29 protein-coding genes and 1 other RNA gene are annotated in these 24,387 nt (G+C 38.7%); 27 read left to right on the top strand and 3 right to left on the bottom strand.

Features of this window, described 5'->3' with window-relative positions; all coding sequences use genetic code 11:
• Nucleotides 1-53 precede the first annotated feature (53 nt).
• Together A8M50_RS04100 and A8M50_RS04105 are read left to right on the top strand one after the other, a co-directional pair.
• Complete coding sequence (locus A8M50_RS04100) at nt 54-770, top strand: YwiC-like family protein (protein ID WP_005644703.1); 717 nt, start codon at nt 54-56, stop codon at nt 768-770.
• Nucleotides 771-1,313 carry a tetratricopeptide repeat protein gene (locus tag A8M50_RS04105; RefSeq protein ID WP_005644736.1) on the top strand — a complete coding sequence of 181 codons (543 nt, stop codon included), beginning with the start codon at nt 771-773 and terminating at the stop codon, nt 1,311-1,313.
• Between the two features lie 14 nt (nt 1,314-1,327).
• Here A8M50_RS04105 and A8M50_RS04110 read toward each other — a convergent pair whose 3' ends face one another.
• Complete coding sequence (locus A8M50_RS04110; RefSeq protein ID WP_005633867.1) at nt 1,328-1,735, bottom strand: Cd(II)/Pb(II)-responsive transcriptional regulator; 408 nt, start codon at nt 1,733-1,735, stop codon at nt 1,328-1,330.
• Between the two features lie 95 nt (nt 1,736-1,830).
• On the opposite strand from A8M50_RS04110, the gene A8M50_RS04115 reads away from it, so the two are divergent.
• The 8 genes from A8M50_RS04115 to hypE all read left to right on the top strand — a co-directional run bounded on the left by A8M50_RS04115 (nt 1,831) and on the right by hypE (nt 7,971).
• The gene (locus A8M50_RS04115; protein ID WP_005644955.1) at nt 1,831-2,514 is read left to right on the top strand and encodes a DUF4198 domain-containing protein; all 684 of its coding nucleotides are present in this window, start codon (nt 1,831-1,833) and stop codon (nt 2,512-2,514) included.
• A 12-nt stretch (nt 2,515-2,526) separates the two neighbouring features.
• Nucleotides 2,527-3,012, top strand: coding sequence for an HI_1622 family ECF transport-associated protein (locus tag A8M50_RS04120; protein ID WP_005632431.1), 486 nt, complete (start codon nt 2,527-2,529; stop codon nt 3,010-3,012).
• Nucleotides 3,012-3,632, top strand: a complete 621-nt coding sequence (gene cbiM, locus A8M50_RS04125) for a cobalt transporter CbiM (RefSeq protein ID WP_005644665.1) — start codon at nt 3,012-3,014, stop codon at nt 3,630-3,632. Before A8M50_RS04120 ends, cbiM begins: the two co-directional genes overlap by 1 nt.
• A complete protein-coding gene (locus A8M50_RS04130) occupies nt 3,632-4,264 on the top strand; it encodes an energy-coupling factor transporter transmembrane component T family protein (protein ID WP_005644793.1) in 633 nt (210 codons plus the stop codon). Before cbiM ends, A8M50_RS04130 begins: the two co-directional genes overlap by 1 nt.
• A gap of 1 nt (nt 4,265) precedes the next feature.
• A complete protein-coding gene (locus A8M50_RS04135; protein WP_005644874.1) occupies nt 4,266-4,883 on the top strand; it encodes an energy-coupling factor ABC transporter ATP-binding protein in 618 nt (205 codons plus the stop codon).
• A 147-nt stretch (nt 4,884-5,030) separates the two neighbouring features.
• Nucleotides 5,031-5,840 (top strand): hydrogenase nickel incorporation protein HypB, encoded by an 810-nt coding sequence (gene hypB, locus A8M50_RS04140; RefSeq protein ID WP_005645020.1) that lies wholly within the window; start codon nt 5,031-5,033, stop codon nt 5,838-5,840.
• 3 nt (nt 5,841-5,843) lie between these two features.
• Complete coding sequence (gene hypD, locus A8M50_RS04145; protein ID WP_005644830.1) at nt 5,844-6,956, top strand: hydrogenase formation protein HypD; 1,113 nt, start codon at nt 5,844-5,846, stop codon at nt 6,954-6,956.
• Between the two features lies 1 nt (nt 6,957).
• Nucleotides 6,958-7,971: a hydrogenase expression/formation protein HypE gene (gene hypE, locus A8M50_RS04150; protein ID WP_005644812.1), complete on the top strand. Its 1,014-nt coding sequence runs from the start codon at nt 6,958-6,960 to the stop codon at nt 7,969-7,971.
• Nucleotides 7,972-8,188: 217 nt separating this feature from the next.
• Here hypE and A8M50_RS04160 read toward each other — a convergent pair whose 3' ends face one another.
• Nucleotides 8,189-8,569, bottom strand: coding sequence for a pyrimidine dimer DNA glycosylase/endonuclease V (locus A8M50_RS04160; protein WP_005638006.1), 381 nt, complete (start codon nt 8,567-8,569; stop codon nt 8,189-8,191).
• A gap of 172 nt (nt 8,570-8,741) precedes the next feature.
• Nucleotides 8,742-9,107, bottom strand: a transfer-messenger RNA (tmRNA) gene (ssrA, locus tag A8M50_RS04165).
• A gap of 107 nt (nt 9,108-9,214) precedes the next feature.
• Here ssrA and A8M50_RS04170 point away from each other — a divergent pair.
• The 17 genes from A8M50_RS04170 (at nt 9,215) to lolE (ending at nt 24,384) form a co-directional block, all read left to right on the top strand.
• Nucleotides 9,215-9,718, top strand: coding sequence for a hypothetical protein (locus A8M50_RS04170; RefSeq protein ID WP_005644687.1), 504 nt, complete (start codon nt 9,215-9,217; stop codon nt 9,716-9,718).
• A gap of 65 nt (nt 9,719-9,783) precedes the next feature.
• A complete protein-coding gene (gene dinB / locus A8M50_RS04175; protein ID WP_005644933.1) occupies nt 9,784-10,851 on the top strand; it encodes a DNA polymerase IV in 1,068 nt (355 codons plus the stop codon).
• Nucleotides 10,852-10,883: 32 nt separating this feature from the next.
• Nucleotides 10,884-11,420: an elongation factor P hydroxylase gene (locus tag A8M50_RS04180; protein WP_005645011.1), complete on the top strand. Its 537-nt coding sequence runs from the start codon at nt 10,884-10,886 to the stop codon at nt 11,418-11,420.
• Nucleotides 11,421-11,513: 93 nt separating this feature from the next.
• Nucleotides 11,514-12,596, top strand: a complete 1,083-nt coding sequence (gene prfA, locus A8M50_RS04185; RefSeq protein WP_032826510.1) for a peptide chain release factor 1 — start codon at nt 11,514-11,516, stop codon at nt 12,594-12,596.
• Between the two features lie 52 nt (nt 12,597-12,648).
• Nucleotides 12,649-13,089: an RDD family protein gene (locus A8M50_RS04190; protein ID WP_005644900.1), complete on the top strand. Its 441-nt coding sequence runs from the start codon at nt 12,649-12,651 to the stop codon at nt 13,087-13,089.
• A complete protein-coding gene (gene prmC / locus A8M50_RS04195) occupies nt 13,089-13,967 on the top strand; it encodes a peptide chain release factor N(5)-glutamine methyltransferase (RefSeq protein WP_005645045.1) in 879 nt (292 codons plus the stop codon). The genes A8M50_RS04190 and prmC overlap by 1 nt, the downstream gene beginning before the upstream one ends.
• Entirely contained in the window at nt 13,967-14,770 is an 804-nt protein-coding gene (locus tag A8M50_RS04200) for a SirB1 family protein (protein ID WP_005644708.1), read from the top strand. The genes prmC and A8M50_RS04200 overlap by 1 nt, the downstream gene beginning before the upstream one ends.
• Before the next feature lie 14 nt (nt 14,771-14,784).
• Nucleotides 14,785-15,639, top strand: coding sequence for a 3-deoxy-8-phosphooctulonate synthase (gene kdsA, locus A8M50_RS04205; protein ID WP_005644760.1), 855 nt, complete (start codon nt 14,785-14,787; stop codon nt 15,637-15,639).
• 62 nt (nt 15,640-15,701) lie between these two features.
• Complete coding sequence (locus A8M50_RS04210) at nt 15,702-16,649, top strand: 2-hydroxyacid dehydrogenase (protein WP_005644916.1); 948 nt, start codon at nt 15,702-15,704, stop codon at nt 16,647-16,649.
• On the top strand, nt 16,649-17,830 hold the full coding sequence (locus A8M50_RS04215) for a lipoprotein-releasing ABC transporter permease subunit (RefSeq protein ID WP_005637974.1): 1,182 nt from the start codon (nt 16,649-16,651) through the stop codon (nt 17,828-17,830). The genes A8M50_RS04210 and A8M50_RS04215 overlap by 1 nt, the downstream gene beginning before the upstream one ends.
• A 21-nt stretch (nt 17,831-17,851) precedes the next feature.
• The gene (gene bioA, locus A8M50_RS04220) at nt 17,852-19,141 is read left to right on the top strand and encodes an adenosylmethionine--8-amino-7-oxononanoate transaminase (RefSeq protein WP_005637972.1); all 1,290 of its coding nucleotides are present in this window, start codon (nt 17,852-17,854) and stop codon (nt 19,139-19,141) included.
• An 8-nt stretch (nt 19,142-19,149) separates the two neighbouring features.
• Nucleotides 19,150-20,292 carry an 8-amino-7-oxononanoate synthase gene (bioF, locus tag A8M50_RS04225; protein WP_005637971.1) on the top strand — a complete coding sequence of 381 codons (1,143 nt, stop codon included), beginning with the start codon at nt 19,150-19,152 and terminating at the stop codon, nt 20,290-20,292.
• A 9-nt stretch (nt 20,293-20,301) separates the two neighbouring features.
• On the top strand, nt 20,302-20,949 hold the full coding sequence (locus tag A8M50_RS04230) for a DUF452 family protein (protein WP_005637968.1): 648 nt from the start codon (nt 20,302-20,304) through the stop codon (nt 20,947-20,949).
• Nucleotides 20,937-21,716, top strand: coding sequence for a malonyl-ACP O-methyltransferase BioC (gene bioC / locus A8M50_RS04235; protein ID WP_005637966.1), 780 nt, complete (start codon nt 20,937-20,939; stop codon nt 21,714-21,716). The genes A8M50_RS04230 and bioC overlap by 13 nt, the downstream gene beginning before the upstream one ends.
• Before the next feature lie 12 nt (nt 21,717-21,728).
• Nucleotides 21,729-22,370 (top strand): dethiobiotin synthase, encoded by a 642-nt coding sequence (gene bioD, locus A8M50_RS04240; RefSeq protein WP_005637965.1) that lies wholly within the window; start codon nt 21,729-21,731, stop codon nt 22,368-22,370.
• Between the two features lie 80 nt (nt 22,371-22,450).
• Nucleotides 22,451-23,134, top strand: a complete 684-nt coding sequence (gene lolD / locus A8M50_RS04245; RefSeq protein ID WP_005637962.1) for a lipoprotein-releasing ABC transporter ATP-binding protein LolD — start codon at nt 22,451-22,453, stop codon at nt 23,132-23,134.
• The gene (gene lolE / locus A8M50_RS04250; RefSeq protein ID WP_005644722.1) at nt 23,134-24,384 is read left to right on the top strand and encodes a lipoprotein-releasing ABC transporter permease subunit LolE; all 1,251 of its coding nucleotides are present in this window, start codon (nt 23,134-23,136) and stop codon (nt 24,382-24,384) included. Before lolD ends, lolE begins: the two co-directional genes overlap by 1 nt.
• Nucleotides 24,385-24,387 lie beyond the last annotated feature (3 nt).

The following is a 24,387-nucleotide window of genomic DNA, read 5'->3' on the forward strand; positions in this document are numbered from 1 at the left end:
TCCTCTTTACTAGGCTAGAATACCCGATAATTATTCTCAATTATTTAATCATTATGAAACTGCTTATCTCTAATCAGCATGGCGCTATTGTTATGGCATTGGTGCCTTTTATTTACGGCATGTTACTTGCTAATCCTGTATGGGCGCACTTATTCTTATTATTGGGATGGTTTTCGCTTTATTTGATGACGTATCCTTTTTTGAATTTGTTTAAAGGTAAAAATCTTGAGTTATACAAAAAATGGTCTGTGATTTATTTTTCTGCCGCTGTGATTTTTGCGATTCCCGCGTTAATTTATAATTGGCAAGTACTGTATTTTATGTTTGCCATGCTGCCGTTTGTTGCGGTAAACATTTATTTCACCAAGAAAAAAGATGAGCGTAACTTATGGAATGACTTGGCAGGGATCTTAATTTTTGCCCTAGCAGGAATGGGATCTTATTATTTTTCTGACTGCACTTTTGATGAAAAAATACTTTGGGTGGCGATTTATCCAACATTATTTTTTATTGGAACAACACTTTATGTGAAATCCATGATGCGTGAGCGAAAAAATCCGCGTTATTTTTGGGCATCAGTGATTTTCCATCTATTATGTGTATTGATTTTTGTAGTTTCGCAACAATTTATCTTAGCATTAGCTTTTGTCCCTGGATTAGTGCGAGCGGTTTATCTGCCCACTAAAAAGCTCTCTGTTATGCAAGTTGGACTAACAGAATTTTCGATTACTGCCGTATTTTTTATTCTACTTTTAATAGCAACCCTATAAATGAAACTGAAGTTATTTTTTCATACAGTATTATTTTGTTGTAGTTTGCCTATTTGGGCGATGAAAACCGTTGATATTACAGCGAATTCAAAAATGGATGATCAAGCAAGAATGAATTTGGCACAAGACTTTGCCAATAAACAGCAATGGATCTCTGTTTTCGATATTATGTATCCGATGGCGTTAGAAGGAAATATAACGGCTCAAAGCAATCTAGGCATGTTATATAATCTTGGCCGTGGCACGGTGAGAGACTACGAAAAGGCTTATTGGTGGTTTAGCGAAGCGGCAGAGAAGGGCAGCGTGAAAGGGCTAAATAACCTTGGCGTTATGTATCTGCGTGGCGATTACGTCAAACAAAATACAGAGCAAGCCATTAAGCTTTTTGAACGTACAGCTCGAGCTAAAGATACGGATGCGATGATGATGTTAAGTAATATTTATCGCTCACAAAACCAACCTGAAAAATCATTGGAATGGCTGAAGAAAGCGGCTGAATTAGGCAATAAGGAAGCAAAACAGCGTTTATCTAGTCAGCCATAATCTTAAAAGTGCGGTTATTTTAATCGCACAAATTTCACGCCACTATGTTGCAATAGCAATTTCATTGGATCTTCATCATTCGAGACTGTTTTCTCACGTAATTCAATTAATTTCATTCGCAAATGGGCGAGTTCATGAATTCGTGTGGCCACTTCTTTAATATGTTTGTCTAACACGCGATTTATTTCTTCTGCTTGTTGTTTGGAGGCATTTTCTAAATTCAGTAGGCTTTTTATTTCACTTAATGAAATATCTAAATTTCGGCAGTTACAAATAAATGATAAACGTTGCAAGTGTTCTTCATTATATTGCCGAAAATTGCCTGAAGTGCGTTTTGGGGGCGGGATTAAACCCTGTTGTTCATAATAACGAATGGTTTCTACGGTACAGCCTAGGGCTTTAGCAAGTGCTCCAATTTTCATCAATTTCCTTAAAAAATGACTTGACTCTAAAGTTACTTCATATTTTATCATGCATTCAGATTTTCTTAAACAAAAACAAACAAGGAGCATCCAAAATGGAATTAAAAAAAATCGCAGTGGGATTAACCGCACTTTTAGGTATGTCTGTTGCTAACGCGCACAATGTTTGGCTTGAACCAGCTTCAGTCCAAGGTGAATACGTGGTGAAATTTGGACATGAACAAACTGAAACCTATCCACAATCTAAACTTAAATCTATCCAAGCCTTAAATGCGCAAGGAAAATTAACTGCCGTTGATTACCAATTCAGAAATGGCGAAGCCTATCTTATGCCTAAATCAGATTTAGTATTTGTTCATTTCGATAATGGTGTATGGTCAAAATTACCAAGCGGTAAATACGTTGAAAAAACAAAACGTGAAGAACCAACGGCAGAATTTAGTACCAATCCTGTTAAATTTGGTAAAGCGATTTTGAAATGGGATGCTGAATCTTTCAAATCTCATCAACAAGCATACGAATTGATTCCTCAAGAAAAAGCACAAGCGAACAAACCACTTTCTATCCTTGTGTTACATAATGGTAAACCTGTTCAAGGCATTAAAGTGGGCGTGAGTGAAGATGCACCGTTCAATTTAACCAATGAAAAAGGTATCGCTCAATTTACGCCAACTAAAGGTTTCAACAAAGTATGGGCAGAGTTTGAGGAAAAAGTAACAAATAATGCGGATTACGATCGTCGCTCTGTAGAATATATGTTAACTTTTGATGCGCAATAATATGGACTTGGGATGAAGAAAATTGTTTTTTTAACCGCACTTTTTGCGGCTTGCTATCTCCCGAATGCTTATGCCCACGCGCTTTATGTGTTTGCCCAATATGATGGGCAAACACTCTCTGGCAAATCCTATTATTCTGATATGACACCAGCAGCTGAAACTTATTTAGAAGTTTTCCGCTCAGGTGTTTCTGATCCTGTTTTAACTGGAAAAACAGACCGCCAAGGCGCATTTAAGCTTTCTATTGCGGATGTGCCACATACAACTTTAAAAGTTGTGGTGGAAGGGGATGAAGGACATCGTGCGTCAGTTGTTGCTGCTCATACCTCTGCCGAAAATCAAAGCGGTGCAGATTTAATGCTGCTTCGTGAAGATATTGCGCATTTAAAAGATAAAATTTATTTGCATGATATTTTAGGCGGAATCGGTTATATCGTTGGTATTGCTGGACTTATTGCTTTACGTAATGCGCGTAAAATTAAACAAGGACGTATTTAATGCATTTATCTGAAGGCGTGTTACATACGCCTATTTTATTAGCTGGCGCAGTGCTTGCTGTTGCGGGCATTGCTGTGGGGTTACGTCGTTTAGAATCAGAACGTTTACCGCTTACCGCACTTTTTGCTGCTGCATTTTTTGTGGCAGGAACCATTCATGTGCCCGTAGGAATTGGTAGCGTGCATTTAATTTTAAATGGCATGGCTGGTTTATTTCTTGGGTGGGCTGTTTTTCCTGCATTTCTCATCGCACTTTTATTGCAAGTCATCTTCTTTTCTTTTGGCGGATTTGCAGTGTTAGGCGTCAATCTTTGTGTGATGGCAACGCCAGCGGTGATCGCTCATTATCTTTTCCGTTCTCGTTTACAACCACACATGGCTTTAAAAGATCGCTTATTAGTCGGTATTGGTGCTGGCGTAATTGGCGTTGGCGGGGCTGGCGCGCTTGCTTCTTTTGTGCTGATGTTAGATGGTGGTAAAAGTTATCTGAATCTTGTTTGGCTCTTGCTAGTCTCTCATATTCCGGTATTTATTTTGGATAGTATTATCAGCGTAGGAGTGATTACCCTGCTTGGTAAAATGTATCCTGAAGTCATGAATCGTACCGAGAATGTCTCTTAATGAAAATTCATCGCTTATTTCAACCGCACTTTAGGCTGATTTATCTGTTTATCTGGGGGCTAATCATTAGTGGATTGAGCGATCTCATTTGGCTTATCCCCCTTAATGCGCTTGCAGTTCTTCTCTTTTTTATTTCACTGCAGTTCAGTCAAAAATCTTTTTTGCCCTATCTTAAACGTTGGTTTGCTTTAATCATTTTTATTGCTTTAATGTGGGCAACATTAAGCTGGAAAATTGGAGAAAATGGTATTGAACTCAATTTTCAAGGTATAGAATTAGCAGAAAAATTGAGTTTGCGGACTCATTTATTGTTGATTTCGCTTTGGCTTTTTTTGTGGAATATTAATGATGCGGTACTTGTTCAAGCCATTGGTAAATTGCCTTTGCCGGAAAAATTAATTCAACTGTTTGTGCTGACCGTACGTTACATTGCACTGCTTGGCGAATTGCGTCAAAAAATGGATATTGCTATGCGAGCTCGTGGATTTCGTCCTGGGCTTAATCGTCGAACCCTTTATGTGATCGCTCAAAGTATCGCTTTATTATTGATTCATGCCCTGCTGAAAGCCGAAACGGCGCAAATGACGTTAAAATGTCGTGGTTTTCTGTTCGGCAAAAAGAGAGAAAAATAATATGTTAGCTGTAAATAATCTTTATATAGAACGCAATGGTAGAGCGATTATTCAAGATTTGAGTTTTACCTTGGAAGGTCAAAAACGTCTTTTTGTACAAGGAGAAATTGGCTCAGGAAAAACGACGTTACTTCTTGCTTTGTTGGGATTTGTTCCCGTAACCAAAGGTGAAATTAAACTATTTGGCAAAGTGTGTCGTGAAGAAAAAGATTTTGCGCTATTTCGTGGCACGATTGGTATTTGTTTTCAAAATGCCGATGATCAACTTTTTGGCCCAACAGTATTGGATGATATTGCCTTTGGACCATTAAACCAAAATGTGCCCAGAGAGCAGGCGTATCATATTGCAGAACAGCAATTAGAACGTCTTGGCATCACACGTTTAAAAGATCGTATGGTGCATACTTTATCTGGTGGTGAGAAAAATTTCACCGCACTTGCGGGTGTCTTAGCGATGCAACCAAAAATCTTATTATTAGATGAACCCACCAATGGATTAGATCGAAAAAATACTGAAAAATTGACCGCACTTTTGCGTGAACTTTCCTTACCCATTTTGATTTCATCCCATCATCATGGATTTATTAACGAATTAGCCACAGAAATTATCAGTTTATGATCTTCATCAAAAAGCCGAATTTTGATTGTGCTATGCTTATTGCAAATTTGTTGACAAATCTAAGGGTTTTGAGTGTTTTAAACATTATTTCTGTTGAAAGTCAGTTTGAAACCTCAGCCCAAATAAGCACATTAAAACGGAGGATTTATGTGTACAACCTGTGGCTGCGGACATCCAGAGCAAGTCCGTATTGGTGAATTGCCTCATACTCATGATGATCAAGGAAGTCATCAATCAGGTACGCCAAACTTTTCACATTCAACATTTCATTTCAATAAACCAGTCGATGCAGACGATACTCAAAAACGTTTGTTAAAAATCGAACAAGATGTTCTTGGAAAAAATAATCAACTCGCGGATCACAACCGAGCATTCTTTGCTAAACAACATATTTTAGCTTTAAATCTTGTATCAAGTCCGGGTTCAGGCAAAACCACACTTTTAACGACGACGCTAAATGCCCTCAAAAATGACCGCACTTGTTATGTCATTGAAGGCGATCAACAAACTGAAAATGATGCAGATCGTATTCGTGCTACTGGCGTGCCGGCTATTCAAGTGAATACAGGCAAAGGTTGTCATTTAGATGCACAGATGATTAGCGAAGCAATGGTGAAATTAAGACCGCAAGCTGACAGCATTATGTTTATCGAAAATGTGGGAAATTTAGTTTGTCCATCTGAATTTGATCTTGGTGAAAAAGCGAAAGTGGTGATTTTATCTGTGACAGAAGGCGAAGATAAACCACTAAAATATCCTCACATGTTTGCCGCATCAAGTTTGATGATTTTAAATAAAGTGGATTTATTACCTTATTTGAAATTTGATGTAGAACAATGCATTGCCAATGCAAAACGTGTGAATCCCAATATTGAAGTGATTCAACTTTCCGCTACCACTGAACAAGGTCTCAGTGAGTGGTTAAATTGGCTAGAACAACAACGTAAACAAGGATAATCGATGCGATTTGTTGATGAATTTCGCGATCCTGAACTTGCCCGTAGTTTAGTGGCGCAACTTGAAAAATTGATGGAAAAAATGCCGCACTTTACGGCGCAGAATCCATTGTATTTAATGGAAGTATGTGGCGGGCATACCCATACGATTTTTAAATTTGGATTGGATCGTCTATTGCCAAAAAGTATCGAATTTATTCATGGTCCTGGTTGCCCTGTCTGTGTGCTTCCTATGGGGCGTATTGATGTTTGTATTGAAATTGCGCTCAAACCTGATGTCATTTTCTGTACTTTTGGAGATGCAATGCGGGTGAAAGGTCGCAAAGGTTCGCTTTTAGAAGCAAAAGCGAAAGGCGCAGATGTTCGCATTGTGTATTCACCTTTGGATGCATTGAATATTGCACAAAATAATCCGAATAAAAAAGTCGTCTTTTTTTCCTTAGGATTTGAAACGACGATGCCGAGCACAGCAGTGACGCTTCAACAAGCCAAAAAACTAGGAACAAAAAATTTCTGGATTGTTTGCCAAAACATCACAATTATTCCAACGTTACATAGCTTGCTGGCTCAAGATCAAGTCAAAATTGATGGTTTTCTTGCGCCAGGGCATGTGAGTATGGTGATTGGTTCATCGCCTTATCAAGGAATTGTCGATAAATATCACAAACCTTTTGTGATTACAGGTTTTGAACCTTTAGATATTTTGCAGGCAATTGTAATGTTAGTGCAACAATTTGTTGATGGCCGTTGTGAAATTGAAAATCAATATAAACGCATTGTTGATGACCACGGGAATGCTTTAGCCCAACGCTCAATGCAAGAAGTATTCCAGCTTAAAGCAAGCAGTGAATGGCGTGGTTTGGGGGAAATTGAACAATCTGGCGTGGAATTGACGGAGGCTTATCGTGAATTTGATGCCGAAATTTATTTCCAAAGCCAAGCGCAACAGGTGGCGGATGATCCTAATTCTCGTTGTGGCGATGTCTTGACTGGGCGTTGTAAACCATCTGATTGCCCATTGTTTGGCACAGGTTGTAATCCTGATAATGCTTATGGCGCATTAATGGTTTCTTCCGAAGGCGCATGTGCAGCCTATTATCAATATCGGAGAGAATAAAATGAGTGAATTTATCACTATGGCGCACGGTAATGGCGGTGCAGCCATGCAGAAATTGATCCAAGATTATTTTGTTGAAGCCTTTGCAAATCCTATTTTGGCGCAAGGGGAAGATCAGGCAAGAATTCCATTAACAGAATTAGCAAAGCAAGGCGAAACACTGTCATTTAGCACGGATAGTTTTGTGATTGATCCCATTTTTTTTCCTGGTGGCAATATCGGGAAATTAGCGGTGTGCGGCACGGCAAATGATGTGTCTGTATGCGGTGCGATACCAAAATATTTATCCTGTGGCTTTATTTTGGAAGAAGGATTGCCACTTGCGGATCTTAAAGCAATTATTCAATCAATGGCAGAAACCGCAAAAGCTGCGGGCATTCAGGTTGTTACTGGCGATACAAAAGTGGTACAAAAAGGCGCAGTGGATAAGATTTTTATCAATACCAGTGGAATTGGTGTTATTCCTCAAAATTTGGATTGGGGTGTTCATCGAATTCAAGCAGGCGATAAAATTATTGTTAGTGGCACCATTGGGGATCATGGCGCAACAATCTTAAATTTACGTGAAAAACTGGGTATCCAAACGGATCTTCACAGTGATTGCGCAGTGCTTTATCCATTGATTGAAAATTTACGCAAAGTAGATGGTGTGAAAGCAGTTCGAGATGCGACCCGTGGTGGTGTCAATGCTGTTTTGCATGAATTTGCACAGGCCCAACAGTTGGGCATTAATGTTGATGAACAAGCCTTGCCAATTCGCCAAGAAGTGCGCGGAATTTGTGAATTACTTGGTCTTGAGGCATTAAACTTCGCTAATGAAGGGAAATTGGTTATCGTTGCTTCATCTGAAAAAACATCAGAAATTTTGACCGCACTTCGTCGTCATCCATTAGGTGAAAATGCGGCTGTGATTGGTGAAGTGACAACCGATAAAAAAGTGCGTTTAGTGGGCATTTTTGGACAAAGTCGATTGTTAGATTTACCAACAAATGAACCATTGCCGAGAATTTGTTAATGATTAGATAAAATCAATACTTTAGAAAAATTAAATAGGTGAAGTGATTGCTCAACTTAGCAAAAATAGCCTAAAATAGCTAGAGTAGTTTATCCATCATTGGCAATTTCTCCCAAATGATACAGAAGGCTACCGCACTATAGAGACTACAATGGTCGGTGTGGGCGCTGATTATATTTCATCCAAAATAATGGGGGGCTACAGCCCTTTCTTGGCTTTATTTTCTTGCGGTAAATCGTGCCTTTACAGGCATACGCAATGCAATTCGCTCACGGTTTAATGCTAAAGCATTTTCTGTGGGCAAATAATTTTGCCAAAGATTAGGATCATCAGGTAGCTCCTCTGCCCAAAAATATTGTACATTGAAACCACGAGCAAGACACTCTTCATGCAATAAGTCGTAACGTTGCTTTAAAAACGCAAGTTTATTAAAGAAAAATCGTACGTGTCCTTCGCCTAATTTATAATCTTCAGGCTGCCCTTTTAAACTAAATTTTCCTTTTGCAACCGCATTTGGAATCCGTGTTAGCTCGCGATGTTCCGCTAATAGATGTTGATCGCAAAGTTCCGCTGGGGGAACAAGGTTAATTCTGGTCATAAAATCTCTCTTTATTATTTCATATCTCATCGAGTAACGAATATGACTAATTCCGCCAATAATGTGCTAGGTAATAACAAGGTAACGGTTACTAAAATTAAGGTGAGTAGAAAAATAATAAAAACTAAATTATTGCTTTTATTGAAAACTTAGAAGAGGAAAAATAAAAGGGTGGTGGAGCTGGCGGGAGTTGAACCCGCGTCCGAAATTACTCTACCTTCAGTACTACACGTTTAGTCTCGTCTTTAATTTCACTTAAGCATGCGGACAGACACGCTAAACTTAAGCTAGTTTGATTCAATTTAGTGCTTCGATCCTCAAACGGCGGCTCCCACACGATCTCGTTTTGGTTTGACTCCGCTTTATCCCCGTCTTACGAGCGGAAGCTGGGGAGCGAAGGCTATGAACAGGTTATTAAGCTGCTAAAGCGTATTGTTCGTCGTTTGCGACTATTTTTTTGCGGTTTATTTACGAGGCCTACCGCACCTCGACGTGCACCTTGGGCTTCGCTAATCCCGTCGAATCCAGAATCAGCCCCAAAATTATGCGCTAGTCTAACAAAAAACAAGCAGAAGAAAAAGAGCGGTATTTATTAAATGCGTGAGTTAGGATAAAATTTCGGCGTTTTTTATAGGAGAAAAAATAATGTCATTTTTTAAATATTTAGTGCTAGCTTTGTTTGCAGCTAGTTGTTCAATTTCTTCTGCTTTTGCAAAAGAAAATGTTTCAAAGGAAAAAACGAAAAGTGTAGAAAAAACTGCAACAGCAGAAAAAAGCTACCCTAAGTATGTTAACTATACGATTTCTATTGATGTTGGCGATAGAGATATTGTGGTAGGTGAGGATGGTCAGGCGCTTTCTCGCTTTAAATATACCATTACGAATAAAAGTGAATTCCCAATTCAAAATATTCAATGGCTGAGCGTGTATGTACATAATCGTCAAGTTGTACATAGCCAAGATATGCAAATAGAATTAGAAAATACCTTATTGCCAGGTAAGACACTGACAATTAATTTACAAATTCCATTTGCTCAAATTGATGAAAAATACCGTTCAATTTTTATGAATACGCAAGAACCAATTCATGTTTATAAAATTGAACGTTCAGTCATGTTTAAAGATAAGAAAGTGGTTTCTGATAATTAAGTATGTATGCTTGAACAGTGATTAAAGTGCGGTTATACTAAATAAAATTTAACCGCACTTTTTTTATGCTACAAGATAAAAAAATTATTCACATTGATATGGATTGTTTTTACGCATCAATTGAGATTCGTGAAAATCCTAATTTGCTGGGAAAGCCTGTTGCTGTAGGTGGTTCTTCTCGTCAACGTGGTGTATTAACAACTTGTAATTATGAGGCGAGAAAATTTGGTTTGCATAGTGCAATGCCAACGGCTCAAGCCATAAAAAAGTGTCCTAATCTCATTCTTGTGCCTGTGAATATGGCTTTGTATAAACAGGTTTCGGCACAAATTCATCAAATCTTCCAGCGTTACACTGATATTATTGAACCACTTTCTTTAGATGAAGCTTATTTAGATGTCACGCACTGTCAAAAATGTTCAGGCTCAGCGACTTGGATCGCACAAGAAATCCGCCAAGCAATTTTTGATGAGTTGAATTTAACTGCCTCGGCAGGTGTGGCGCCTTTAAAATTCCTTGCCAAAATCGCCTCGGATATGAATAAACCTAATGGGCAATTTGTGATTAAGCCGAACGAAGTCAGTGAATTTATTAAAACCTTATCTTTAAATAAAATTCCTGGTGTGGGTAAAGTAACATCACAACGATTACTCGATATGGGATTAGAAACTTGTGCTGACATTCAAAACTTTGATCAAATCGTCTTATTAAACCAATTTGGTAAAGCGGGTAAACGTATTTGGGATTTTAGCCACGGCATTGATGATCGTGAAGTACAAGCCCATCGTGAACGTAAATCAGTTGGCGTAGAACAAACTTTGGTTGAAAACATTCACACAATTGAGCAAGCTTCAGCCTTATTGAATAATCTTTATGACGAGTTAATTCGTCGCCTTGAACGTGTTAGCCGTAATATACCGTTATCTTCATTCCGTAAAATTGGCGTAAAGCTTAAATTTGAAGATTTTCAAGTAACTACTTTGGAGAAAACAGGGTTGCCACTTTCTTTGGAGAGTTTTCAACAATTACTTCCTCAAATTTTTATGCGAGCAAAAGGGCGAGCGATTCGTTTGATTGGGTTACATGTCAATTTACCTGAAGAAAATAAACAAGAACAAATGAGCCTCTGGTGATATAATCTCGCGGTTTTTTAGGAGTCGATACCATGGAACATAAATTAGAAGATATTATAGCGATTTTTAATCAATGTTTTGAAGAAGAATACAACACTCGCTTAGTCAAAGGCGGTGATGAACCGATTTATTTACCCGCAAATGATGAAGTGCCTTATAACGCGATTTATTTTGCGCGAGGCTTTTACAGCAGTGCATTGCACGAAATTGCCCATTGGTTAGTGGCAGGCAAAGAACGTCGTAAACTAGAAGATTTTGGTTATTGGTATGAGCCGGATGGCCGTTCTGAAGAACGCCAGCGTGATTTTGAAAAGGTGGAAGTGAAACCTCAAGCATTAGAGTGGATTTTGGCAACGGCGGCAGGTTTTCGTTATTTTGCCAGTGCGGATAATTTGAATGGTAATCCGGGCGATACACAGCCTTTTAAACAAGCCGTGTATGAACAAGTGAAAATCTATGCGGAAAAAGGTTTACCAAAACGAGCTGAAATGTTACGCCATGCCCTTGCTATTTTTTATGGCACAGAAGATCGTATTGATTTAAGTAAATTTGATGTGACGCGTATTTAAAGAGCGGCGATTTTTAACCGCACTTTTGACACTGTCAATTTTCCCTAAAATCGGCTAGAATACGACGATTTTATTTTCGGTGACTTACAAATGATGAAAGATTCCATTATTGCAAAATTAGAAAGTTTAAAAGAACGTTATGAAGAGCTAGAAGCCTTATTGGGCGATGTTTCTGTAATTAGTGATCAGGATAAATTCCGTGCGTATTCTAAAGAATATTCTCAACTTGAAGAAGTGGTGAAATGTTTTAATCGTTGGACGCAATTAAATCAAAATATTGAAGAAGCTGAAATATTGCTCGACGATCCTGAAATGAAAGAAATGGCGCAAATGGAAATCGAAGAATCCAAAGCGGAAATTGAAGAAGTGGAACAACAACTTCAAATTCTTTTACTGCCGAAAGATCCTAACGATGAATATAACTGCTATTTAGAAATCCGTGCGGGAACAGGCGGTGATGAAGCGGGTATTTTTGCCGGTGATTTATTCCGTATGTACAGCCGTTATGCTGAAAGTAAACGCTGGCGTGTTGAAATGCTCAGTGCTAACGAAAGTGAGCAAGGTGGTTATAAAGAGGTGATTGTTAAAGTCACTGGCGAAAGTGTGTATGGTCAGTTAAAGTTTGAGTCTGGCGGTCATCGTGTGCAACGTGTACCAAAAACTGAATCGCAAGGGCGTATCCACACTTCTGCTTGTACCGTCGCGGTAATGCCAGAATTGCCAGAATCTGAAATGCCAGAAATTAATCCAGCAGATTTACGAATTGATACCTATCGTTCATCTGGTGCGGGTGGTCAGCACGTAAATACAACGGATTCTGCGGTGCGTATTACACATATTCCAACAGGTATTGTGGTGGAATGTCAGGATGAGCGTTCACAGCACAAAAATAAAGCGAAAGCAATGTCGGTATTAGCGTCACGTATTGTTCAAGCAGAGCAAGAACGCCAAGCTGCAGAACAAACAGATATGCGCCGTAACTTATTAGGTTCTGGCGATCGTTCTGATAAAATTCGTACATATAATTATCCGCAAGGTCGAGTAACCGATCACCGTATCAATCTCACTATTTACCGTTTGGATGAAGTGATGAATGGTAAAATTGATGAACTGATTCAGCCGATTATTACCGAATATCAAGCGGATCAGTTGGCTGCATTGTCTGAACAGAATTAATGATAGGGACATCTGATTTCAGATGTCCTTTTTAACTTTACAGGGAAATAAAATGATCATTGAAAATCAAAAAGATGCTGAATTTTCTTCTGCTTTCAAGCCTTCTCAACCCGCTCAAGCAAGCCGTTTTAAACGTTGGCTTGCGAGTATGATTAATGGGCTTGTGCTTTGGGTGATGGTTGGTCTCGGTTTTGCATTGGGGGATTTTGCCGGTGTAGTGGGGACGATTGTATATGCTGGTTTTCAGTTATATTTCATGAAAACTTATGGCCAAACAATGGCAAAACGCTGGTTAGGCTTGCGCGTATTTAATTATCATACCAATCAGCCCGTTGAATTTGGTAAATACATTGGCCGTGAGATTATAGATATTTTATTGGCGTGGACGAGTTTCTTATTGATTATTAGCGGTATTGTTGCACTTGTGCGTGATGATCGTCGTTCTTTAACGGATTTAGTGGCTGGCACGATTGTGTTAAAAGACGAAAAATAATGAATTATAAAGAATGGCTGGCACAAGCAATGGCGGATTTAGCACAAAAAAATCCTACTGAAAATAGTAAAATTGATGCGCTTGTGCTTCTTCAACATGCTACTGGCAAATCGCGTACGCAAATCCTTGCTTTTGATGATACCGAGATTGATGAAAAAGTGCGGTTAAAATTGACCGCACTTTTAGATCGTCGTCTAAAAGGCGAACCTATCGCTTATATTCTTGGCGAAAAAGAATTTTGGTCGTTGCCATTAAATGTCTCAAAAGGCACCTTGATTCCAAGACCAGATACCGAAATTTTAGTGGAAAAGGCATTACAAATTGCGTTAGAAAAACTGGAAGAAAATCCACCGCACTTTCGTATTCTTGATCTTGGCACAGGTACAGGCGCTATCGCGTTAGCATTAGCATCGGAGTTTTCCTCTATTTGTCAAAAACGACTAATTTCATTAGAAATCACTGGTGTTGATCTTATGCCTGATGTTGTGGCGTTAGCCCAATCTAATGCGGAAAGAAATAAGCTAAATGTAAAATTTTTACAGAGCCGTTGGTTTGAAAATATAACAGAGAAGTTTGATCTTATTGTCAGCAATCCGCCTTATATTGATGCGCAAGATGAACATTTACGTCAAGGCGATGTGCGTTTTGAACCGCTTTCTGCATTAGTTGCCAATGATGCCGGTTATGCTGATTTACGTCATATTATTGAATTAGCACCGAATTATTTGAATTCTAATGGGGCATTATTGCTTGAACACGGATGGCAACAAGGCGAAAAAGTGCGGTCAATTTTCCTAGAAAATCATTGGAAAATGGTTGAAACCGTGCGTGATTATGGCGACAATGAGCGCGTCACTTTAGGTTTTTGGAAGAAGTAATGAAATATTATCGACGTGCGTTATACGATCAATTTGTGCATTTTTATAATACCATCTCAGATGATGGCACATCAGAAGCGCAACTTCGGGGAAAAATTGGCGGGCTTGTACGTCGAGCGCGTAAAGAAATTTCGCCAGATTGGCCGAAAGAAGAGCAGATTCATCAGTTACTACAGCTATTTTATGGTGATTGGGGCTTTCATTGCGATCCAGAAGATTATTTTTATGCTCGCAATTTATATTTGCCTTATGTGTTTCAACATCGTCAAGGTATGCCAGTGACTCTTGGGGCGATAGTGCTTTATTTAGCTGACGTATTAGATTTACCAATTTACCCTGTCAATTTCTCAACACAGCTTATTTTACGTGCCGAAGTAAGAGATGAAGTGGCTTTTATTGATCCTTGGGATGGTACTTATATATCGCAAGAAAAATTACAGCAACTTTATGAAGGGGCATTTGGCTTTGGTGTGCAAATTCAACCTGAAGAACTTGATAGAGCCGATCTTTCTTTACTTTATTCTCGTTTTGAGCAATTGGCGAAGAATGCGCTCATCCGCGAAGAGCATAACGACATGGCATACCGTTATATTGAGAATTTATTGATTGGCAATGATGAAGATCCTTATCACATCCGTGATCGCGGTTTAGTTTTAGCTCAGATGGGCGCTTACCCTTCAGCATTGAAAGATTTAGAATTTTTTGTGGAACGTTGTCCGGAAGACCCAACTGCGGCTTTAATCCGAACTCAACTTTTAGAACTTAAGGGCGAGATTGATAAAGACTCTTTTGCCCTCCATTGATTTAAGGAAAATTTATGCAAAATAAAATTGTAAAAATCGGCAATATTAATGTTGCAAACGACAAACCTTTCGTGCTTTTTGGCGGAATGAATGTACTTGAAAGTCGTGATATGGCAATGCAAGTCTGTGAAGCTTATGTGAAAGTGACAGAAAAACTAGATGTGCCTTATGTGTTTAAGGCTTCTTTTGACAAAGCAAATCGTTCGTCTATTCATTCTTACCGTGGACCAGGCATGGAAGAAGGCTTAAAAATTTTCCAAGAATTGAAAGAGACTTTTGGGGTAAAAATTATTACTGATGTACACGAAATCTATCAATGTCAGCCTGTTGCAGATGTTGTCGATATTATTCAACTTCCAGCCTTTTTGGCGCGCCAAACAGATCTCGTTGAAGCGATGGCAAGAACAGGCACTGTGATTAATGTGAAAAAACCACAATTTTTAAGCCCGGGTCAAATGGGTAATATTGTGGAAAAAATCGAAGAATGCGGTAATGATAAAATCATTCTTTGTGATCGTGGAACAAACTTTGGCTATGATAACTTAATCGTGGATATGCTTGGCTTTAGCGTAATGAAAAAAGCATCTAAAGGTAGCCCTGTTATTTTTGATGTAACCCATTCACTTCAATGCCGTGATCCGTTTGGTGCTGCATCAGGTGGCCGTCGCGCACAAGTCACTGAATTAGCGCGTTCAGGTTTAGCTGTAGGCATTGCAGGTTTATTCTTAGAAGCGCATCCAAATCCAAATCAAGCGAAATGTGATGGCCCATCAGCTTTACCACTTTCAGCTCTTGAAGGCTTTGTTTCTCAAATGAAGGCGATTGATGATTTAGTAAAATCTTTCCCAGAATTGGATACTTCTATCTAAGAAAATATTTAAACAAAAGTGCGGTTAATTTTGACCGCACTTTGTATATAAAAGGAGAAACAATGAATATCGTCTTTTTAGATAGTACAGCTATCCCGAAACATATCCCTATTCCTCGTCCAAGTTTTGCGCATACTTGGATTGAATATGAGCATACATCTTCTGCAGAAACGATTGAACGAGCGAAAGATGCTGATATTGTTATTACGAGCAAAGTTATTTTTGATCGAGAAACATTAAAACAATTACCTAAGTTAAAGTTGATTGCGATTACCGCAACTGGTACAAATAATGTTGATCTTGTGGCTGCAGAAGAAATGGGCATTACTGTGCGTAATGTGACAGGTTATTCTAGTACGACAGTACCAGAACATGTCATGGGATTAATTTTCGCTTTAAAACATAGTTTAGCTGGTTGGTTACGCGATCAAACGGAAGCAAAATGGGCGGAAAGTAAACAATTTTGTTATTTTGATTACTCTATTACAGATGTGCTCGGTTCGACATTGGGCGTATTTGGTAAAGGTTGCTTAGGGACAGAAGTGGGGCGTTTGGCTAATGCAGTGGGTATGGAAGTGCTTTATGCGGAACATAAAGATGCCACTGTTTGCCGCGAAGGTTATACACCCTTTGATGAAGTATTAAAACAAGCGGATATTGTGACGTTGCATTGTCCATTAACCGAAACAACCAAGAATTTAATTAATGCAGACACCTTATCCAAAATGAAAAAAGGTGCATTTTTGATTAATACAGGGCGTGGGCCTTTGATTGATGAACTTGCATTAGTTGATGCGTTAAAAACGGGGCATTTAGGTGGAGCAGCTTTGGATGTAATGGTAAAAGAGCCGCCAGAAAAAGATAATCTGTTAATTTTAGCTGCAAAAACTATGCCTAATTTAATTATCACCCCGCATATTGCTTGGGCGAGTGATAGTGCAGTGACAACATTAGTTGGCAAAGTAATGCAAAACATCGAAGAATTTGTACAACAATTAAATCAAAAATAATGAATTTTCCTATTTCTCTTTATATTGCGCTACGTTATTGGCGTGCGAAAAGTGCGGATCGTTTTGGCCGATTAGTGACTAATCTTGCAAGCCTAGGGATTGTGCTAGGTGTGATGGCATTGATTATCGTGCTTTCTGTGATGAATGGATTAGAAGGTTACCAAAAACAACAGGTGCTATCTTCCATTCCTCATGCGATTGTGAGTGAAGAACAGCCCATTTCTACAGAAAAAACATTAGAAAATTTACCGCACTTTGTCCAAAAAGCCGTGCCGATCAATACAACAAATGTGATTTATCAAACGACAAAAGGCGTGAGTGCAGGACAAATCATTGGTATTCAATCATTTTCTGATGATCCTTTGGTTGAATCTTTTGATCAGACTAAATTTAATGAAATTTTGCCTAGTGGGGAATTTAAACTGGTCATTGGTGATCAACTGGCGCAAAAATTGGGCGTGAATGTTGGGGATAAAATCCGTTTGATGATTACGGAAAATAGCCAATATACACCATTCGGTCGCGTGCCAATGCAGCGTTTATTTACGGTTAGTGATATTTATTATGATTATGGCGAAGCATCGGGTTATGAAGCCTTTGCTAATATTACAGATATTGGTCGCTTAATGCGTATTCAACCGCAGCAAGCTCAGGGCTATCGTTTATTTTTGAATGATCCGTTCCAAATTACAGAACTCCCACAACATTTCCCAACACAAAAAATCACGGATTGGCGTGTCCAAAAAGGTGAATTTTTCCAAGCAGTGAGAATGGAAAAAAATATGATGGGATTGCTGATTAGTTTGATCATTGTCGTGGCGATTTCCAATATCGTGACTTCATTAAGTTTAATGGTGGTGGATAAACAAGGGGAAATTGCGATCTTGCAAACTCAGGGCTTAACAAAATCCCAAGTGCGTTCAGTGTTCATTTATCAAGGACTACTGGTGGGATTTGTTGGCACATTGCTCGGTGCTATTTTAGGTGTTTTAGTCACCTTGAACTTAACAGACATTGTAAGTGCGGTAAATCCACAAGGTGTTTTTTTACCGACAGAATTGTCATTTATTCAAATAATTTTGGTTATTGGATTTTCCTTGTTACTTTCTTTACTTTCTACCCTTTACCCCGCTTATCGAGCAGCAAAAGTAGAACCTGCCGCTGCCTTGCGATACGAATAAGTTTTTAATGGTAAATGAATGATGGATGAACAATCACTTTTAACTTTTGATACACAACATATTTGGCATCCTTATTCTTCAGTTTCTTCTGATATGCCGCTTTATGCGGTAGAACGTGCTGATGGCGTGATGATAACCTTAAAAGATGGTCGTCGTTTAATTGATGGCATGTCTTCTTGGTGGGCAGCGTTGCATGGTTATAATCACCCTCGTTTAAATGTAGCTGCACAGAATCAGTTGGCAAAAATGAGCCATATTATGTTTGGCGGTTTTACCCATGAACCCGCGGTGGAATTAGCTAAATTATTGGTACAAATTTTGCCAAATGGATTAGACAAGATCTTTTTTGCTGATAGTGGTTCTGTTGCTGTGGAAGTAGCGATGAAAATGGCTATTCAATATCAGCACGCTAAAGGGGAAGTGCAACGACAAAAATTCGCCACCATCCGTTCGGGTTATCATGGTGATACTTGGAATGCGATGTCAGTGTGTGATCCAACCACAGGGATGCATCATTTATTTCATCATAGCCTGCCTGTACAATATTTTCTTCCTCAACCCAACATTCCATTTAATGAATCTTGGAATGATTGTGTGATGGAACCTTTAGCTGATTTACTTAAGAAAAAAGGTAGCGAAATCGCCGCACTTATTTTAGAGCCTGTTGTGCAAGGTGCGGGCGGTATGTATTTTTATTCGCCAACTTATTTAGTGAAAGCGCAAGCGCTTTGTAAACAATATGGTGTATTGCTAATTTTTGATGAAATTGCTACAGGTTTTGGCCGCACAGGAAAATTATTTGCTGCCGAGCATGCTGGGATTTCGCCAGATATTATGTGTATCGGTAAAGCCTTAACAGGTGGTTATTTAACTTTATCTGCAACCATTACGACCACTGAAATTGCGCAAACTATTTGTAACGGTGAGGCTAAATGCTTTATGCACGGGCCCACTTTTATGGCAAATCCGTTGGCCTGTGCAATTGCGGCAGAATCTATCCGTTTATTATTGGAAAGTCCTTGGCAGCAAAATATTCAGCGAATTGAGCATTCCTTAAAACAACAGCTTTCGCCTTTAGCTGAAAAAGATTATGTCAAAGAAGTTCGTGTATTAGGGGCGATTGGGGTGGTTGAAATGAAAAATGCGGTAAATATGAAAACTTTAGTCCCACGTTTTGTGGAACAAGGTGTTTGGATTCGACCTTTCGGAAAATTGGTTTATGTTATGCCACCATTTGTGATTAAAGATGATGAACTTCAGAAATTAACGGAAGGCATGATTCTGGCTTTAACGCAGGAATATGAACATTAGGATAAAAAATGGATGCTTTCAAACAGCAACTGGAACAGCTTAGGGCACAAAATCAATATCGTTTAATTCCAGACTTAGTTCATCAAGGACGATATATTACGCGAGAAAATCGCAAAATGTTGAATATGTCATCTAATGATTATTTAGGTTTGGCATCAAATGAAAATTTGCGCCAGTCTTTTTTACAGCAATATGGTGATAATTTTCCTTCTTTTACCAGTTCATCGTCTCGTTTATTAACGGGAAATTTTCCTATTTATACCGATCTCGAACAGCTTATTGCTCAACGTTTCCAACGAGAAAGTGCTTTATTATTTAATAGTGGCTATCACGCCAATCTTGGTATTTTACCGGCGTTGACGACAACAAAAAGTTTAATTTTGGCAGATAAATTAGTGCATGCCAGTATGATTGATGGTATTCGTTTAAGTCAATGTGAGTTCTTTCGTTATCGTCATAATGATTATGAACATCTAAAAAATCTGCTCGAAAAAAATGCTGGAAAATTTGACCGCACTTTTATTGTTACGGAATCAGTTTTCAGTATGGATGGCGATGTAGCTGATTTAAAACATCTTGTGCAACTGAAAAAACAGTTTCCCAATACTTATCTTTATGTGGATGAAGCCCATGCAATAGGCGTTTACGGTAAAAACGGATTAGGTATTGCCGAACGAGCTAATGTGATAGCTGATATAGATTTATTGGTTGGCACTTTTGGCAAAGCCTTAGCTTCAATGGGGGCTTATGTCGTCTGTGATCAAATATTAAAAGAGTGTTTGATTAATCAAATGCGCCCATTGATTTTTTCAACCGCACTTCCGCCGTTTAATGTGGCCTGGAGTCATTTTATTTTTGAACGATTACCACAATTCTCAAAAGAAAGAACGCATCTTGAGCAGTTAAGTGCATTTTTACGCCAAGAAGTGGATCATAGAACGCAAATAATGCCAAGCCAAACTTGCATCGTTCCCTATATTTTAGGTGAGAACGAAAAAACTCTTGCCAAGGCGAAAGATCTGCAAGAGCAAGGTTATTATTGCTTGCCGATTAGACCACCGACAGTACCAAAAGGTACATCCAGAATACGATTGTCTTTAACGGCAGATATGACAATGGATGAAGTAAAACAGTTTGTGGCATGCTTATAAGGAAATAATGTGAAAACAAAATTTTATGATCATCAAGGTGAGCATTTAATAGTTTATTTTGCTGGCTGGGGGACACCTCTTGATGCTGTGGCTCATTTGATTTTGCCAACAAATCACAATTTATTAATTTGCTACAATTATCAAGATTTGACGTTAGATTTTGATTTTTCTGCCTATCAGCAAATTCGTGTAGTGGCATGGTCGATGGGTGTTTGGGTAGCAGAACGAGTATTACAAGGAATCACCTTACAATCTGCAACAGCAGTGAATGGCACAGGTTTACCTTGCGATGATAGCTTTGGTATTCCTTACGCTGTTTTTAAAGGTACGCTAGATAATCTTACAGAAAATACTCGTTCAAAGTTTGAACGTAGAATCTGTGGTGACAAAGTATCTTTTGAACGTTATCAACAATTTTCTGCACGGTCATTTAACGAAATTCATCGAGAACTCATCGCACTTTTTGCGATGATTCAGCAGGATAAACGCACAGATCTTATTCACTGGACAAATGCATGGGTTAGTTCTCGCGATAAAATTTTTATGCCAGCTAATCAACACCAATATTGGGCATCGCGTTGTGCCGTTCAGGAAATAGAGGGTGAGCATTATGTGTTTTCAAGATTTACCCACTGGTCGGAATTATGGAATCATTAACTTCCGTAGATAAATCGCGGATTCAACACGCCTTCCAAAAAGCCTTAAATAGCTATGATGAACATGCATTAATTCAACAAAAAATGAATATTAAGTTAATGATGCATTTGCAAGACTATTTACCAAATGGGTCATTAGATAGCGTTTTGGAACTAGGTTGCGGTTCTGGTATGTTGAGTACGTTGTTGCAGAAACAGATTTCAGCCAACTATTGGTTATTTAATGATTTGTGCGATGTGCACTCTCTACTCGCTGAAAAGCTGATTCAACCCTTTTATTTTTCTTGTGGCGATGCGGAAAACTTTCCTTTTTCACGACAATTTGACTTGATTGCAAGTGCGTCATCGGTGCAGTGGTTCCATCATCCTGACAATTTTATTTCCCATTGTAAAACAGGATTGAAACCTAATGGTTTATTGGCGATGACGACCTTTGGTGAAGATAATTTAAAGGAGATTCGCCAAGTGACGAATGTGGGGTTAAGTTATCCGAATTTATCTCAATGGCAAAATTGGTTAGCCAATGATTTTGAGCTTTTATGGTGTGACGATTTTAATGTAATACTAGACTTTGATACGCCATTGGATGTACTCAAACATCTGAAATATACCGGTGTAACAGCGACTAACCAGAAAAATTGGACAAGAAAAAATCTCAATAAATTTATTGATGATTACTTACAGGCTTTTAGGTTGCCATCGGGTAAAGTGCGGTTAACTTATCATCCATTGTTTTTTATCGCACGTTATTCTGGTGCTGGAAATTAGTAAGGCGTATTTATGGGCAAGGTTATTTTTGTATCGGGCATTGATACCGATGTAGGTAAAACAGTTGCAACAGGCATTTATGCTAAAAAGTTGATGGAACAAGGCTTTTCCGTTATTACACAAAAAATGATTCAAACAGGCTGTAAAAATATTGCTGATGATTTGCTTGTACATCGAAATATTCAAGGCATTGATTTGACAGAAGAAGATTTACAAGGCGAAACCTGCCCTTATCTTTTTGAATATCCTTGTTCTCCTCATTTAGCGGCAAAGCTCGAGGGGCGAGAAATTAATGAAAAAATTATTGAAAAATCTACCGCACTTTTGGCAGAAAAATATGATTATGTATTGTTGGAGGGAGCGGGTGGATTAATGGTGCCTTATTGCGAAGAGGAAACTACGTTAGATTATATCCACTCAAACAATTACCCTTTGATTTTAGTGACATCGGGAAAATTAGGCAGCATAAACCATACATTATTAAGTTTGGACGCTTGTCGTTCTCATGGTGTGTCAGTGTTAAGCGTGATGTATAACGGTTATCCAGAATACGATCCGATCATTAGTCAAGAGACACAAGGTTATTTAAAGGGTTATCTTAAAAAATATTTTCCTGAAACAGGATTTGAATACTTTGGGCGCATTGAAATTTAAGCTCAGGGAAAAGTGTGATAGACTCGCCAAGTTTTTAATGAGATGAGCTGCCGCTAAAGTGCGGTTAAAACGAGTAAAAAATGAATAACTATTTATTAAAATGCGAAAACATCAATAAATTTTATCAGGAAGGTGAAAATCAAACGCAAGTATTAAAAGGCGTTTCTTTTTCTATGGAACCCGCAGAGTTGGTTGCGATCGTGGGGAGTTCAGGTTCAGGGAAAAGTACGTTATTGCACACTTTAGGGGGACTTGACCAGCCAAGTAGCGGAGAAGTGTTTATTAATGGACAATCTTTGCAAAAAGCATCGGCTAATGAATTAGCTGCTTTGCGTAATCGTTATTTAGGATTTGTGTATCAATTCCATCATTTAATGGCGGACTTTACCGCACTTGAAAATGTGATGATGCCGATGTTGATTGGTCATCAAAATAAAACAGAAGCAAAAGATCGTGCCGAAAAAATGCTAAGTGCGGTGGGATTAAGCCATAGAATTACGCATCGCCCTTCTGCGCTTTCTGGTGGGGAACGTCAGCGTGTGGCGATTGCGCGTGCTTTAGTGAATAATCCATCGTTAGTTTTAGCGGATGAGCCAACAGGGAATCTCGATCACAAGACCACAGAAAGCATTTTTGAACTTATTCAACAACTTAACCAAGAGCAAAATATCGCTTTTTTATTAGTTACTCACGATATGGGACTTGCTGAAAAATTATCACGCCGTTTAGTTATGCAAGATGGTATTTTGAAGGAAGGTGAATAATGAATACGCCTTTTTTCATTAGTTGGCGTTATCAACGTGGCAAGCTGAAAAATCCTTTAGTTGCGTTAATTGCAAAATTTTCAGCTATCGGTATCGCGCTGGGTGTTGCAGTTTTAATTGTTGGCTTAAGCGCGATGAATGGTTTTGAGCGTGAGCTTAATCAACGAATTCTTGCTGTGGTTCCCCATGCTGAGATTTTATCTGCGCCCAATGCGACGGATCCAACCATTCACCATTGGCAAAATTTGGAAAAACGCTTACAACAAAATGCCCAAATTAAAGGTATTTCCCCTTTTGTTAGTTTTACTGCATTGGTAGAAAATGGCTCGAAATTGAAAGTAGTTCAGGTGAAGGGCATTGAAAAACAAGAAGAAGATCGAGTGAGCTCTCTTGGTAATTTCGTACAAGAGCAAGGCTGGGATAAATTTGGTAAAGAAGGTGGATTAGTCTTGGGATCGGGCATTGCTAGAGAACTCGATGTAAAAGCAGGTGATTGGGTTACTTTACTTATTTCTCAGCAAAACGGCGATGAACAACTTGCTCAACCAACTCGTGAACGCGTGCAAATCACTGCAATTTTACGTTTAGATGGGCAACTTGATTACAGTTATGCCTTATTGCCGCTTGCTCAAGCACAAGAATTTTTGACTTATAAACCTGATCAAATAACAGGTGTTGAATTGAAATTAGACGATCCTTTTTCTGTGAAAAATCTGGATTTGTCTATGCTTAATGACTATCCACAGATGCTTTATATTCAAAACTGGATTGGTAAATTTGGTTATATGTATCGCGATATTCAACTTATTAGAACAGTGATGTACATCGCGATGGTGCTCGTGATTGGGGTGGCATGTTTTAATATTGTTTCTACGCTGATTATGGCGGTAAAAGATAAGCAGGGCGATATAGCTATTATGCGTACGCTTGGGGCGAATAATGCGTTCATTAAACGTATTTTTATTTGGTATGGCTTACAGGCAGGAATGAAAGGTTGCTTAATTGGTATTGTGTTAGGCATTATACTTGCATTAAATCTTACAACCTTTATTCAAGGCATTGAGTGGGTTATCGGTAAGAAATTATTATCAGGCGATGTGTATTTTGTTGATTTCTTGCCCAGTGAGTTACATTGGTTGGATGTTTTGATGGTTTTAGTTGCAGCGCTTGCATTGAGTTTAATTGCTAGTCTTTATCCAGCAAGTAGGGCCGCTAAATTACAACCAGCCCAAGTATTAAGTAGCCATTAATTT

It is taken from the genome of Haemophilus haemolyticus (genome assembly GCF_001679045.1).
Classification (GTDB): domain Bacteria; phylum Pseudomonadota; class Gammaproteobacteria; order Enterobacterales; family Pasteurellaceae; genus Haemophilus; species Haemophilus haemolyticus.